This is a genomic window from Paenibacillus sp. CR_12, assembly GCF_041953985.1.
GTDB lineage: Bacteria > Bacillota > Bacilli > Paenibacillales > Paenibacillaceae > Paenibacillus_AQ > Paenibacillus_AQ lautus_A.
In genome coordinates this window covers 77088-91205 of the sequence record NZ_JAVFHO010000012.1, presented here as the reverse complement: position 1 = coordinate 91205, position 14118 = coordinate 77088, and the positions used below count along the sequence as shown (strand labels likewise).

Genomic DNA, 14118 nt, shown 5'->3' with positions numbered 1-14118 from the left:
CCCCGTGTACTCCAGCTAAGCTGCGAAGCGGATGGCCGCCCCCTGAATTGGGGCGGCCGTAGGGGAGGCGGTGTGAGTGGGACAGAACGGGAAAATAGTCTGCAGTGGTGTCGCAAGCGGTATCCTCCTCCGTCGCTGTTGAATTCGGAAAATAGGAATGCCGCTTACGATGAGATTTTCCGAATCCAAAGGCGATCGCTGCCGCTCTCCGAATGACACCGCATGCTGCGGTAGAGGGTATTTCCCTTATCTGTCGGATCCATCCCCATGCACTCCAGCTAAGCTGCGAAGCGGGGGGCCGCCCCCTGAATCGGGGCGGCCGTAGGGGAGGCGGTGTGAGTGGGGCCGAACGGGAAAATAGTCTGCAGTGGTGTCGCAAGCGGTATCCTCCTCCGTCGCTGTTGAATTCGGAAAATAGGAATGCCGCTTATGATGAGATTTTCCGAATCCAAAGGCGATCGCTGCCGCTCTCCGAATGGCGGACCAGTGGGTGTGTAGCGGCGGCAGGTGTGGTAAAATGAAAAGAAGACCGTTTAAGTGTGAGTTCAAAAAGGGACTTTTTGAACATCCTCTTTAAGAAGGTATGAGGTGAACAGGAAGATGCAGGGAACCATTCTGGTGGTGGATGACGAACAGCCCATCGCCGATATTTTAAAGTTTAACTTGGAAAAAGAGGGCTATGAGGTCATCTGCGCCTTTGACGGCATCAGCGCCGTGGAGATTGCGCTCACGCAGCGGCCGGATTTGATGCTGCTTGATTTGATGCTGCCCGGCAAAGACGGAATGGACGTGTGCCGCGAGGTACGTGCCGCTAACCTGCAGATCCCGATCATCATGCTGACGGCGAAGGACGGAGAGATCGACAAGGTGCTTGGGCTTGAGCTCGGGGCGGATGATTACGTGACGAAGCCGTTCAGCACGAGAGAAATACTCGCACGCGTGAAGGCGCATCTGCGACGTCAGCAGAAGCCGGACAACTCGGCGGATAACACAGGCGGCACAAGTGCAGGCGGACAAGGCCTGCGGCTGTTTGAGCTGTTTATTGATACGGACATGTACATGGTATATAAAAGCGGGGAAGCGCTCGATCTGACGCACCGCGAATATGAATTGGTTTATTATTTGGCCCGTAATGCCGGCAAAGTGATGACTCGGGAACATTTGCTGCAGGCGGTATGGGGCTTTGAATACTTTGGCGATGTGCGAACCGTGGACGTGACGGTCCGCCGGCTTCGCGAGAAGATTGAAGAGAATCCGAGCAAACCGGAATATATCCTGACTCGGCGCGGACTGGGCTACCTGATGCGCAGCGCGAAAAACGGAGGCCTGTAATGAAGTGGCTGTCCTTCTTCCGCACCATCCAGGCGAAGGTCATCATCATTTATGTCCTTCTCATTCTGATCGCGATGCAGCTGATCGGGGTGTATTTTGTGAGTGCGATGAAGAACTCGCTGACCAGCAACTTCACGAAGGACTTGCAGGAACGCGCCGAACTGATGTCGGTTTTGGCGGCCAAAACCCTTGGCGGCGAGAACGATACCGAGGAGGATCCGATCGAGAGCCTGCGCGTCATGGTGAACAATCTGTTCAACCTGAACGGCGCCGAGATCCAGGTGCTGGATTCCACCGGGCGGGTGCTGACCACCTCGCTGCCCTCCCATGCCGATTATGTGAGCACCAAGAACACGCAGACGGTTGTCAGTCGGGCCTTGCAGGGAATACAGGATAATGAAGAGTACATCATCGACGATGATAATATCCGCAAAAAAGTGGTGGCCAAGCCCGTCATGTACAACGAGAAAATCGTCGGCGCGATATATATCGTAGCCAGCATGAGCGAGCTGTACAGCACGATGCAGCGGATCAACAATATTTTTATATCGGGCATTCTTTTGGCCCTCGGCTTGACCGCGGTGCTCGGCGTCATCCTGTCGCATACGATTACTCATCCGATCAAGGAGCTGACCAAGCACGCACGGGCCGTCGCGGACGGCCGGTTTACCGAGAAAACGCCGGTATTCGGCAGCGATGAGATCGGCCAGCTCAGTCAGGCGTTCAACTATATGACCAGCCGTCTGCGCGAAGCTCTCTCGCAGAACGAAGAAGAGAAGGAGAAGCTTGCTTCGATCCTGACGAATATGAGCGACGGCGTGATCGCTACCGATGAGGCAGGGCGTGTCATCCTGATGAACCGGCGCGCCGGCGAAATGCTGGGCGTGGAGGGGGAAGAACTGGCAGGACACGATATCGTGTCCCTGCTGGGCCTGGAAGAATCCGAATCCGAAGCCTTGGCGCGCGGCGAAGGCCATGATTCGAAGCTGCTTGAGATTACGCCGCGCGAGGGCGGCGAGCCGTTCATGATGCGCGTGACCTTCACGCCGATTCACCGGCGGGAGATCGGCATCACGGGTACGATTGCCGTGCTGCAGGACGTCACCGAGCAGGAGAAGCTGGAGGCATCCCGGCGGGAGTTCGTGGCGAATGTATCCCATGAGCTGCGCACGCCGCTGACCACCATCAAGAGTTATACCGAGGCGCTGGAGGATGGCGCGCTGGAGGATAAACAGATGGGGCCGAGATTCGTCGGCGTCATCCAGAATGAGACCGGCCGGATGATCCGGCTGGTGACGGACCTGCTGCATTTGTCCCGGCTGGATTCCAAGGAGGCCGCTCTGCATAAGGAGCGGACGGACATCGTGGAAATGCTGGAGGACGTAGAGGACCGATTCTCTTTCCAAATGAAGCAAAAGCATATTCGCACCATTATCGAAGTGAAGCCGGGCGTATCCACGGCGATGCTGGACCGGGACGGCATTGACCAGGTTCTCGATAACCTGATATCCAACGCCCTTAAATATACGCCGGACGGAGGCACCATCACCATGGATGCAAGCATAACGGAGGAAGGCATGTTATCCTTATCCGTTAAGGATACCGGGATCGGTATTCCGAAGAAGGATCTGGATCGGATCTTTGAGCGCTTCTATCGGGTGGATAAAGCACGGACGCGCAATTTAGGCGGAACGGGCCTCGGTCTGTCCATTGCCCGGGAAATTGTCAGGGCACATGGAGGTTTCATTACGCTTCAATCCGAATTGGAGAAGGGCACCACGGTGACCTTTACCTTGCCCCTGGACGATGAGGGGAGGGTGTTAGCGTGAAGGAACGATTGAAAACCGTGCTGCTGGTCCTGTTGGTCGTTGGCAGCTTGGTACAGAGTTATGTGTTGATTTTCCGTTTTCCGGGCAGCGACTCGGTTGTGCAATCAAAGGACGCCTATATCCGAACCGAGGAGATGGGGCCGGAAGAGAAGCCCGAGAATCTGCTCTTTCCCGACAAAATGGTCATTCATCTGGGCGAAGACAAGCATACGGTGTTCTATCCGAACGATACGTTCTATAATCTCGTGTATAACCGGCTTAAAGGCCGGACCTTTGATAATTTCCAGCGGCGGATGGTCAGCAACATCGATTGGGCCAAGGTTCGTTCCGAGAATCGAGGCATTGAGCTGAGCTTTGATTCAGGCATTCCGGTAACGCTGCTCCAGAGAGTGATGCAAATCGTCCCGGACACCCTGTTTGAAGGGGAAAACATCAACAAAATGTGGCTGTACAGCGTGGAAGGCGAAGCGAAGATCCATGTCATGTTTTTCAGTACGGAGGGCGATGTCGTCTATGAAGCCGCCCAGGCGGATTTGACCGTACAGGACGTGGATCAGCTGGTGGACTTCGGGCTGAGTTGGACGCCGTATAAGATGGTGGAAGGCCGGTATTATACCCCGGAGAAGGAGCTGAATATGGTCAGCATTGAGCTGCCGATCGGGGAATATACGGTTGATCAAATGCAGCGCAGCCTGTTTTTTGACCCAAGCATCACCCGCAACATTCGGGAAAAAGACGGCTCCGAGATTTATACGGACAGTAAGCGGAGCCTCCAGGTAGACCAGGGACAGAAATGGATCAGCTATACCGATCCGGCTGCGCCGCCATCCGGAGAGAGCAGTCCCGGCAAGGATGTGCTGTCCGCCATCGATTTCGTGAATCAGCACGGGGGCTGGAACGGCACATACAGGCTGGCTAAAGCGGGTGAATCCGAGGATCGGACGCTGGTGAAATTCCAGCAATACTACGGCGGATTTCCGATCCTGAATACGCCAGGCTTCCAATATGGCGTCATGGAATTGGACTTGCAGCAGGGAACGGTAACCTCCTATGAGCGCTCGCTGTTATATCTCGAGCCGGCCTCTTTGAAGAAACAGATGGTAAAGCTTACGGGAGGCGAGGCCTTGGAAGCGAAGCTGAAGCCTTACGAGGAGAGTGTGGTTACAGGTCTGGATCCCGCCTATTTACCGGTGCTGACGGGAGAAGGGCTGCTGCTGAAGCCGGTATGGGCTTTAAAGCTCCAGAACGGCTCGGTTGTCATACTCGAGTAATCATACGGGGTACATTGAATCACAAGGAGGGATATTCATGGATTGGGGCCGTGCCAAAAATGTTCTGATTTACGCGTTTTTGCTGCTGAATCTGGTACTGGGCTATCAGCTCTGGATGGATTACCGCGAGCAGGTCGGCTCCAATCTGGATTTCACCTCGCTTTCCGAGAGCACCCAGCAGGTGATGGAGGAGAATGGGATTCAATTGCTGAGTCCGATCCCGACGGAAACGCCGCAGCTGCCCAAAATTAATTATATCTACAGCGCGGAAGCCCAGGGCGAGCCGGTAGGACTGGAGCAGCCGGTGGACACGAAGCTGATTTATGCCGATGAGAAGGAATTGCGCAATGCGCTGGAAGGCAAGATTGCGGATCTCGGGAACTATCGCCATGACGAGCCGTCGGACAAGGAGAATGTCTTCATATTCCGGCCGTTGGTGCAGAAGGAATGGCCGCTGTTTAACGTGGAGTTGGAGTTTATCCATGAAGCCCAGAAGATTCATGCGTTTCGCGAACCCGTGTTTGAGATTCTGCCAAGCAGCGATATGGAGGAACAGAAGGTTCTGCCTGCATCGAAGGCTTTGGAAACCCTTATCGAACGTAATTTCATCCCGCCTGATTCGGCGGTACGCGATATTCAGCTTGGTTATTATGGGCAGTTGTTTAATACAGAGGATCAGTTGGCAGCACCGACCTGGCGGTTTACGCTGGATCATGGCGAGATGATCTATGTGCAGGGCATCAGCGGGGACGTGCTGACGCCAAAAAGCGATACGACAAAGGAGTAACAAGACTATGGGGATTTCATTTTCCGTGCTGTCGAGCGGCTCAACGGGCAATGCGACCATTGTCCGCAATGAGGATACGACACTGCTGATCGATGCGGGCCTAAGTGCAAGGCGTATCGATGAGCTGTTGAAGGAACGCGAAATGATGGGAGAAGAAATCGACGGAATTCTGGTCACGCATGAGCATTCGGATCATATCCGGGGGCTTGGCGCGGTGGCGCGCAAATACAATCTGCCGATCTATGCGAATGAGAAGACGTGGGAAGCGATGAGCAAGTCGCTGGGCAAGATTGCGGAAGAGAACCGGATTGTGCTGGAGAGTCATGAGGTCAAGGATTTTGGCACGCTGCGGGTGGAGCCGTTTGAAATATCCCATGACGCTGCGGCACCGGTCGGTTACTGCTTCTATGACGGCGACGAGAAGCTGGGCGTTGCCACGGACCTCGGTTATGTCAGCGACAAGGTGAAGAAAGCGCTGGATGGATCGGATGTGCTGGTGCTGGAAGCCAATCACGATATCGAGATGCTCCGGATGGGACGGTATCCGTGGAATACCAAGCGCCGGATTCTCGGCGATATGGGGCATTTGTCGAATAATTCGGCAGGCGATGCGTTAAGCGAATTGCTGACGGGCGATACCAAACGGACGTATCTGGCCCATCTCAGCCTGGATCATAACATGATGGACCTGGCAAGAATGACCGTACGCGATACGATGGAAGACCGCGGCTGCTTCTTCAAGGACAGCGAGTTTAAATTGTGCGATACGTATTATGACCGTCCGACCCCTTGGGATAAAGTCGGGGAATAGTTTAGTGAGACAGCTTGCCTTGGACGAATTCAGCATTCATAACATGGATATCTTAAAATAAGCATGAGCAAAACAGCCCCATGATGACGTGGGGCTGTTTTGCTGTTGCGGACGGACGCATCACATGCTGAGAAACGGCTCGTCTCTAACGCTTGCTGAGGTTTTCTTGCGCCATACGAACCATTTCCCGAACCATGGAACCGCCGATGGCACCGCCGACTTTACCCGCCTGTTCGGTGGTCAGGTCTCTGTTGTCGCCGGGTTTCAGCGGTACGCCGAGTGATTTGGCTACCTCATATTTGAGGTCCTGCTGCCGCTGCGGGTCGACTTGATAGCCTTCGTTTCGCATCACGTTCGTCATGAACTGCTGCATTTCGGGACTCCGGTGCCGCCGTGATCTTCTTGCCATCCCTAACCCTCCTTGCATATGGTTTCCCCTTCATAACATTCCCTGCGGGCAACCTGCAGATGAATGGATAACCTAACCAGTGCCAGAAAGCGGAGAAGCAGGTCGAAATCCTATGGCTTGCGCAGGCAATGTGCTTTTTTGATAGGCCAAACAGGGTAGACGAGCCTTGTCTGCAGGCATACTGCAGAGGGGACGGGGAAGTATTTTTGCAGCGGAGAGCTTAGGAAAGAATAAGTGACGGTGAATCCAAATAGGAATGATGTGTGGGTCGCCGGAGAGATGTAGCGCGGTACTCCGAAATGAACATATTTGGCCTGGAAGACCAACCGTGTTGCCATTTTCTTAACACATTTGTCCGGTATAGTCTTTAAAGGGGGAATGCACGAATCAAGGGCTGCCGCTGCCAGGATTGCGGGAATGCCGGAAGAAGGGGTCATGGAATATCCTCGAAAAATGGAACCTTTTGGCTGTCTGGCTCGTATACAAGGGTATTGTGTTCACCCGGACAATCGCTATGGATCGAATGTAAAATCTCTCTTTACACAGACTCTTAAAATTGCCATCAATTTAGCATTTGTTTTTACCAAAGAAAGCTGACGTGAACCTGTGTTCGTGTGGTACAATAGGAGCACCGGAAGGTCTGGGGGCTGTGGTTAAGCACCTGCAACGAACTAGAGGACAGGGTGCTTGTATACGTCAAATGAAGCCAACCCAGGTATTCCCATCTTTTTTAGAAAAAAACGGATGTTTCGCGCTTAAAACGCCCTGTTTGTGGTAATAGAAGGATACAGGGTCTTTTTTGAACGGTCGGGTGTCAATACATACCTTTTCTGGAACTAGATTTCTGACTGTGGGTTCAAATATTGGATAAGGAGCGATTTTTCACTAAAAGTTCAAAGACAGAGCTCAAAAATGCAACTTTTTGAGCCGCAGAAGAGTCATACAATAGAGAGATATTTAACAGGTGGCACGCTGCCGATTCATAGAAAGATAGATACATGCGGTGCAAGGCGGTTGTTATGACGACAAGATGATTTTAGTAGGTCAGTCGGTAATGGCGGTAGGTCTGAAGCTGGTAAAGTATCTTGACGCGTAGCAACCAAGGGGAGAGAGGGATCGCAATGGGATTGTTTGACGATGATTTCTATTCAACTAAAATTTCCAGACGGAGCAAAAATACCAGCGAGGACCGATCTGAGCGAACGAAGTGGCGGTCCACCCGCCGCAGGAAGGGTTTATCCACATTCCAGATTTCCGCGATCAGTTCCGTGTGCAGCGCCTTGATTGCGGTGATGCTGTTCAGCTTCATTACAGGTCATCCTGCGACGTCGTCACCGATTACCATGATCAATGGCAGCCATCAGCTGTCCACGTCGGATGGCGATCCATATGAACGGATTATTAGCGCTGCCCAGAAGGTGCGTCCTGCGGTTGTCAGCGTATTGACGCACAAAGAGACTCCGCTGCCTGAAGAGGAAGGGATCGAGGGTGAAGGTCTGGAAGAGGAATCCGGCACGCTGCCTGAGGATGAGGGCGACTTCGAGCTTCCGGAAGGGTTCGACTTCGGCGATGATTTTGATTTCGGCGAAGATTTCGGCGGCTCGCAAGAGGATGCCCTTGGATCTGGCGTCATCTTCAAGAAACTCGAGGGCAAAGCCTTCGTGATTACGAATAACCATGTGGTGGAAGGCGCCGATTCCCTGGAGGTTGTGCTGGTAGGCGGCGAGAAGAAAAAAGCGACCTTGGTCGGCACGGACAACGTCAGCGATATTGCCGTTCTGTCGATTGACAGCAAAGGCATCGGCGAGGTTGCCGAATTTGGAGACTCCTCCAAGCTTCGTCTCGGCGAAACGGTCATCGCCATCGGCAACCCGCTGGGTTTGGGCGATACGCTGACCTCCGGGATTGTCAGCTATACCAACCGCATCATTCCGGTATCCCTGAACCAGGACGGCATTTATGACTGGGAGCAGGAGGTCATCCAGACCGACGCAGCCATTAACGAGGGCAACAGCGGAGGCGCTTTGGTGGACCTGAACGGTAAAGTCATCGGCATCAACACGATGAAGATTGCCGACACCGGCGTCGAAGGACTCGGGTTCGCGATTCCGGTCAACGAAATTACGGAGGTCGTAACCGAGCTGATGCTGAAGGGGCATATTGCCCGCCCTTATCTCGGCGTATACACCGTCGACTTGAGCAATCCGTATGCTCCGCTGAGCAAGAAGGAGAAGGAGGATCTCAAGCTGCCGAAGACGGTAACCGAAGGCGTGGTCGTGCTGGATGCGCTTGGCCCTGCGCTGGATGCCGGTCTGCAGCTGAACGACGTGATCGTGAAGCTGGATGGCAAACCGATTACAACGACGCTCGAGCTCCGCAAGCACCTTTACTACAACACGAAGGTGGGCGGAGACCTAAACGTGACCTTCTATCGTGACGGAAAGCTGCAGTCGCTGAAGGTCAAGCTGGAAGAGAAGCCTGGAGAATAACGCAGGCTGTCTTGGCGGACGATTTTGCACAGTAAGTGTGCAAATTCCCGCAAAGATGTGTTTGTTCGGTGTTTATTGAAACAAATAGCGGGTATATATTATCGTTAGCATGGAATAGTATCCATATATAGAGAGATTGAAAAAGGTTAGATACGAGCCGTTGAAACGGCCGCGAAAGAAGAGCGTGTTTCACGCTCTTTTTTTTGCTGCTCACACCTGTATCAAGTTGTGCGGAAGGCCTTGGATGTGAAATCCATGGATCGATCGGAAGCTTTTGTGGGTTGAATTACAACGAGGATGGGCAATTGGGTTAAAAACATTTCTTTTTCTCGTAGAGTGTGGTAGAACAGAAGAGTGGCTATACTGGTTTGAAGGTAAACACAACATGAGGCGAAAGATAGAAAGGATGCATAGAATGTACGTCGTATGCAAGGAACATGTGGAACTAGCGATCGAAAATTTCGTGGATGAATATGAGGATGCCCCGGATATTGTTGATCTGAAGGAGACCGAGTTTTCGGACTGGGACCCACCGGTGAAGTGCGCGGAGTGCGAGAAGCATGCTGAATTTTTAATTGTGTAACGTGAATTTTTTAATTCAATAAATAATGCGAATGGGAAAGCGTGATGAATTCACGCTTTTTTTGTTTAAGAGAATCATGAAGGGAATCGAAGAAACGCAGCTTCGGTGGACAGTCCTGCGTAGTGTATGATGAATGTATAGATTGCACGGAGGCGCGAAAACCTATCGTGAATGGAGACGATCAGAAATGGATGACTACGGAAAAGCTTGGGAGGAAGAGATCAAGAGGGCAGCCGATGAGGCCTACGAGAAGGAAATGGATGAAATCAACCGCCAGTTGAAGCAGGAAATCCTCATTGCGCTGATTGGCGATGTGAATACGGGCAAGTCTTCCACCATGAACCAGATCGTGGGCGAAGAGGTGGCCGGCGTCGGGGCAGAGCCTGGGGAAACGACGGAAATTCATCCGCACAAGTACAAGGACCATATATCCTTTATCGATACACCCGGATTGAATGATGTGAACACCGCCAATTCGGAGGTGACCTTGAATTACTATAAACAGGCGGATATCGTGCTGTTCTTTCTGAACGCTGCAGGCACCGTCTTCTCGGAGGCGGAGAAGAAGTCGTTTCAGAAAATTCAAGGCGTTAACTCGAACATCCTGATCGTGCTGAACAAAATCGACGCCGCGGATGAAATCGATCGCCTGGTGGCTCGTATCCGGAAGGAGACCGGAGGGCGCTATGAGGTTGTGCCGGTGTCCTCACGGACGGGCCAGAACATCGATCGGCTGCGGAGCAGCATTCTGGAGATACTTAAAAAAAAGTCTAAAGACATCCTCTTTGCCAAAAGCATCAAGGAAAAGTCGGCGACCGCCAACGGTTGGATCATCGGTGCCTCGATCTCGGCGGGAGCGGTAGGCGCATCCCCCATCCCGGGGTCGGATATCATTCCGATTACCGGCATTCAAGTGAGTCTGCTTACCCGGCTTGCGGTGCTGTACAATAAGCCGATCAGCAAGGAGACGGCGAAGGAGCTCGTCATTGCCACGATATTCGGGAATATCGGGAAGAGCATTTTCCGGCAGATCGTGAAGGTGTTCCCTGGTGCGGGATCGGTCGCAGGAGCGACGGTAGCGGGTGCTACGACCTTGGCGCTGGGATATGCAGTGAAATACGCTTACGAGCACAACATCGAGATCAATACGGCGAATATTACAAAGCTCTATAAGAAATTCAGAGAGAAGGCCGAGACGGAACCGGATTCGGAATCCAAGTCCGAGTCGAAGTAAGCAAGTCGATGTCGAAATGCATACCACGTTAAAAGGATGGAATAGAAAAAGGGGCCTTCGGCCCCTGATCATAGCTGCGTCATAGCAGCGATATTACTTCATGGCAGCCGCATGATCGGCTTTGGCCTGCTCCAGCATCGATTTCCAATCCGGGAAATCGGTTTCTCTGGAGACATGACGGTCAAACAGTTCGTCCGGAATGTTATCGATATCTTCGTGCGTTTCCACTTGGAAGTTGCCTTTTACGACAAAATCCCCAAAGCTGTTGTGGGATGAATGCTTACGCATAAACGATTCATTAAACAGCTTTTCCAGAGAGATGTTATCCGGATCCTCCTGTACCGATTTTTGGCCTTGCAATTCCTTCAGCAGATCATCAAACGACATGGGCTTTTGCTTTCTCAGAGTACCACTCCTATAAATTAATATTTGTGTTCAGTATAACATAACCGGAATTCTCATATACATGGTGAGCATCCGGAAGGCTGAGCGCACCGTTATCTTCTTAACAAGGAAGACCAGGTTTGCTCCAGCCAGCTGTCGAAGTCGGCGCCTTTGTCACCCTCGTACGTATCGTAGATGTCGATTCTCATCTTCTTCAGCTTTTCTTTGAAGTCCTCATACGTGTGGTCACGGGGAAGGCTTTTTTTGATGCGCAGGAGCACCTTCGAAACGTCTTTCATCAGCTCGCCTTTGCGTCTTTCGGGCATCTGCACGTCCTCGCCAAAGGCTAGGAGATTATGATAGGCAGCCTCCCGTACTTGGTGAACCGCATCCGTATTCAGTCTATGCAGCAAAATATCGATGGATTTTTGATTTTTCCATTTTCCCAGCTCTTCAACGGCGCTTAAGCGTTCTCTCCAATTGGCGTTTCGGTTGGCGGAGCTTTTCAATTCCTCATAATTCGACGGCATGTCCGTCAAAACTTCTTGATTGTCCAATCCGTTCATCTCCTTCATTAGGTTGTATCAGGGGTTCTTAAAACCATATGTTCATTATGGGGTACCTTTATGATTATCGGCGTCCGCTGTATTGTCCGCCTGCTTGGTCCCTTTACTGGTATAAGGTTTGGGTTTACTCTTGGCTCTTCTTGCGCTTGCATCCCATCGGCTCCAGCCTTTCTTGCCCGTGCCTCTGCCTGTTCCGCCCTTGCCCTTGGATTTACTCAAACCATCACTCCGTTACGGTATATTCTTGTTCCTATATGCTGATTCTTTACCAGCCCTGTTGAAATATACACCGTATTTGTCCATATGTATAGGATACCACGGAAATAAACCTAAGAATCGAAATAGATCGAGATGGAATCCAACATTCATATGGAGGAAAGGCGTATCTGTTGACTAATTTTTGCCAGCATGGTATCTTATTTTTGAACTGACCAGTCAGAATAAGAACAGTGAACTAAATTTAGCTGTGAAAGGGCCGACCCTATTGTGAGCAAAGAAAAAATTATCCAAGCAGCCATTGAAGTATTCTCCGAGAACGGATACCACCGCGCAAGCATGGACGAGATTGCCGCCCGCGCCCAGGTTGCCAAGGGGACGCTGTACTACAACTTCCCGGGCAAATCCCAGCTCTTCAAGACGGTGGTGAAGCAGGGCTTTGAGGATATCATGCAGCGGACGGAAGCGGATCTGAATTCCTCGCTGCCGATGAAGGAGAAGATTGAGCGGACGATTCGCCATCATTTGGATTTGTTTCTTGAGTCCCGACATTTCTCGCATATCGTATTCAATGAGATTTCGAACGGTATCGAGCAGGATGTCCTGGATGAGTTAAAGGATCTTAAGAGGAATTATTTAAGCTTTCTGGCAAGCATGATTGAGGAAGGACAGTGTGAGGAGAACCTGTGCCGTGCCGTGGATCCCAACCTGGCCGCTGCCAGCATCGTCGGTACGCTGGAGAGCACTTGCAATTACTACTTGAATCATCAAGATCGGTATTCGCGCGAGGATCTGGAGCGGTTTGCATTCACGATGATTACCCAAGGCCTGTTTATATCGCTTGAATAAGCAAGGCCTTCTTTTTTTACATGCCTATAACTGACCAGTCAGTTCAAATTTGATGAGGAAAGCGAAGGTGTTAAGCATGGAATGGAATAAGAACGGTTTACTCCCGCTGGAATGGTTCCGCCAGATGCGGACGGAATCTCCGGTGGCGGCGATTGATGGTGGCGGAGCCTGGAACGTATTTAAATACGAGGATGTCAAAGCGGTCTTCACGAATTACGAAGTGTTCTCTTCCCAGGGCTCCTCATCCTCCGATGACCCTATTGAATCCAGTGTGCTGCGGCAGGATCCGCCGAAGCACCGCCAGCTGCGCAAGCTGGTATCCCATGCTTTTACGCCTCGCATGATCGAATCGCTCGCCCCCAAGATCCAGGAGATCACGACATCCCTGTTAGACGAAGCCGAGAAGAAGGGGAAGATGGATATCGTGGCCGATCTCGCAAGTCCGTTACCGATCACGGTGATCGCGGAAATGCTCGGCGTATCGATGGAGTACCGGGAACGGTTCAAGGCCTGGTCGGATGCTCTGGTGGGCGACAATCCCGATGCCTATTACCAATGCCAGCGCGAGATGAGCGAATACTTCTCCGAGATCGCAGAGGACCGTCGCCGGCACCCGCAGGACGATTTGATCACGAAGCTGGTCGAGGCCCGTATCGACAATGAACACCTGACCGAACTGGAGATTATCGGGTTCTGCATTCTCCTTCTCGTAGCCGGCAATGAAACGACGACCAACCTGATCTCATCGGCCGTGCTCGCCTTCGACAGCCTGCCGGAGGTCCGTGCAGCGGTACTTGGAGATTCACAGCTGCTTCCTGGGGCCATTGAGGAAGTCTTCCGCTACTTCTCGCCCGTTCAGCTGATGTTCCGCAGCGTGAAGCAGGACACGGTGCTGCGTGGGCAGGAGCTGAAGCAGGGACAGTTCGTTTATATCTGGATGGCCTCGGCCAACCATGACGAGGATGTGTTTGATCAGCCGGACGTATTCAACATCCACCGGAATCCGAACCCTCATTTGGGTCTGGGCAGCGGCATCCACTACTGCATGGGCTCTCAATTAGCCCGCATGGAGTCCCGAATCGCCCTCCAGACTTTGCTGGACCGTTACCCCGAATACCGCCGGGACCGCTCCGTAGAGCTGGCACGGATGGACAGCACGATGATGTTTGCGCTGAAAGAGCTGCCGGTCATTTTAAAATAGATAGGAAGAGAAAAGCCACTCTTAGGGAGAGTGGTTTTTTTTCGATAATTCATGTAAGTTGGTCAAACTCGGTCGAGCAAGCTTAGAATTAAACGAGTTGGCGATTCTCAATACAATGCTTTGCAGGATTGATTTTGTATTGACAAGGAAATGAGGG

The 14118-nt window shown here is 52.1% G+C and carries 14 protein-coding genes; 10 read left to right on the top strand and 4 right to left on the bottom strand.

Annotated elements, in window-relative coordinates:
* The first annotated feature begins 600 nt into the window (after window positions 1-600).
* The 5 genes from yycF to RB297_RS28950 are packed head-to-tail and all read left to right on the top strand — an operon-like array spanning window position 601 to window position 6030.
* Entirely contained in the window at window positions 601-1332 is a 732-nt protein-coding gene (gene yycF, locus RB297_RS28970; protein WP_375122011.1) for a response regulator YycF, read from the top strand.
* Window positions 1332-3161 (top strand): cell wall metabolism sensor histidine kinase WalK, encoded by a 1830-nt coding sequence (walK, locus tag RB297_RS28965; protein ID WP_015738098.1) that lies wholly within the window; start codon window positions 1332-1334, stop codon window positions 3159-3161. The genes yycF and walK overlap by 1 nt, the downstream gene beginning before the upstream one ends.
* Window positions 3158-4432, top strand: a complete 1275-nt coding sequence (locus RB297_RS28960; RefSeq protein ID WP_096777253.1) for a YycH family regulatory protein — start codon at window positions 3158-3160, stop codon at window positions 4430-4432. The genes walK and RB297_RS28960 overlap by 4 nt, the downstream gene beginning before the upstream one ends.
* A gap of 37 nt (window positions 4433-4469) precedes the next feature.
* A complete protein-coding gene (gene yycI, locus RB297_RS28955) occupies window positions 4470-5219 on the top strand; it encodes a two-component system regulatory protein YycI (RefSeq protein WP_009591504.1) in 750 nt (249 codons plus the stop codon).
* A 7-nt stretch (window positions 5220-5226) separates the two neighbouring features.
* A complete protein-coding gene (locus RB297_RS28950; RefSeq protein WP_009591509.1) occupies window positions 5227-6030 on the top strand; it encodes an MBL fold metallo-hydrolase in 804 nt (267 codons plus the stop codon).
* Window positions 6031-6175: 145 nt separating this feature from the next.
* Here RB297_RS28950 and RB297_RS28945 read toward each other — a convergent pair whose 3' ends face one another.
* Window positions 6176-6439, bottom strand: a complete 264-nt coding sequence (locus RB297_RS28945; RefSeq protein ID WP_192570166.1) for an alpha/beta-type small acid-soluble spore protein — start codon at window positions 6437-6439, stop codon at window positions 6176-6178.
* A gap of 1121 nt (window positions 6440-7560) precedes the next feature.
* Here RB297_RS28945 and RB297_RS28940 point away from each other — a divergent pair.
* The 3 genes from RB297_RS28940 (at window position 7561) to RB297_RS28930 (ending at window position 10745) form a co-directional block, all read left to right on the top strand.
* Window positions 7561-8928 (top strand): S1C family serine protease, encoded by a 1368-nt coding sequence (locus RB297_RS28940; RefSeq protein ID WP_015738095.1) that lies wholly within the window; start codon window positions 7561-7563, stop codon window positions 8926-8928.
* Window positions 8929-9343: 415 nt separating this feature from the next.
* A complete protein-coding gene (locus tag RB297_RS28935) occupies window positions 9344-9511 on the top strand; it encodes a CxxH/CxxC protein (RefSeq protein ID WP_007129186.1) in 168 nt (55 codons plus the stop codon).
* Window positions 9512-9698: 187 nt separating this feature from the next.
* Window positions 9699-10745 carry a GTPase gene (locus tag RB297_RS28930; RefSeq protein ID WP_375122001.1) on the top strand — a complete coding sequence of 349 codons (1047 nt, stop codon included), beginning with the start codon at window positions 9699-9701 and terminating at the stop codon, window positions 10743-10745.
* Between the two features lie 93 nt (window positions 10746-10838).
* Here the strand turns inward: RB297_RS28930 and RB297_RS28925 are convergent, their stop codons facing one another.
* The 3 genes from RB297_RS28925 to RB297_RS28915 all read right to left on the bottom strand — a co-directional run bounded on the left by RB297_RS28925 (window position 10839) and on the right by RB297_RS28915 (window position 11914).
* Window positions 10839-11132 carry a hypothetical protein gene (locus RB297_RS28925; RefSeq protein ID WP_090909598.1) on the bottom strand — a complete coding sequence of 98 codons (294 nt, stop codon included), beginning with the start codon at window positions 11130-11132 and terminating at the stop codon, window positions 10839-10841.
* 110 nt (window positions 11133-11242) lie between these two features.
* Complete coding sequence (locus RB297_RS28920; protein ID WP_375122000.1) at window positions 11243-11686, bottom strand: HEAT repeat domain-containing protein; 444 nt, start codon at window positions 11684-11686, stop codon at window positions 11243-11245.
* A gap of 54 nt (window positions 11687-11740) precedes the next feature.
* Window positions 11741-11914: a DUF3934 family protein gene (locus tag RB297_RS28915; RefSeq protein WP_015738091.1), complete on the bottom strand. Its 174-nt coding sequence runs from the start codon at window positions 11912-11914 to the stop codon at window positions 11741-11743.
* A 267-nt stretch (window positions 11915-12181) separates the two neighbouring features.
* Between RB297_RS28915 and RB297_RS28910 the strand changes: the two genes are divergently transcribed.
* Window positions 12182-12760: a TetR/AcrR family transcriptional regulator gene (locus RB297_RS28910; RefSeq protein ID WP_375121999.1), complete on the top strand. Its 579-nt coding sequence runs from the start codon at window positions 12182-12184 to the stop codon at window positions 12758-12760.
* A 76-nt stretch (window positions 12761-12836) separates the two neighbouring features.
* Entirely contained in the window at window positions 12837-13961 is a 1125-nt protein-coding gene (locus RB297_RS28905; protein ID WP_375121998.1) for a cytochrome P450, read from the top strand.
* Window positions 13962-14118 lie beyond the last annotated feature (157 nt).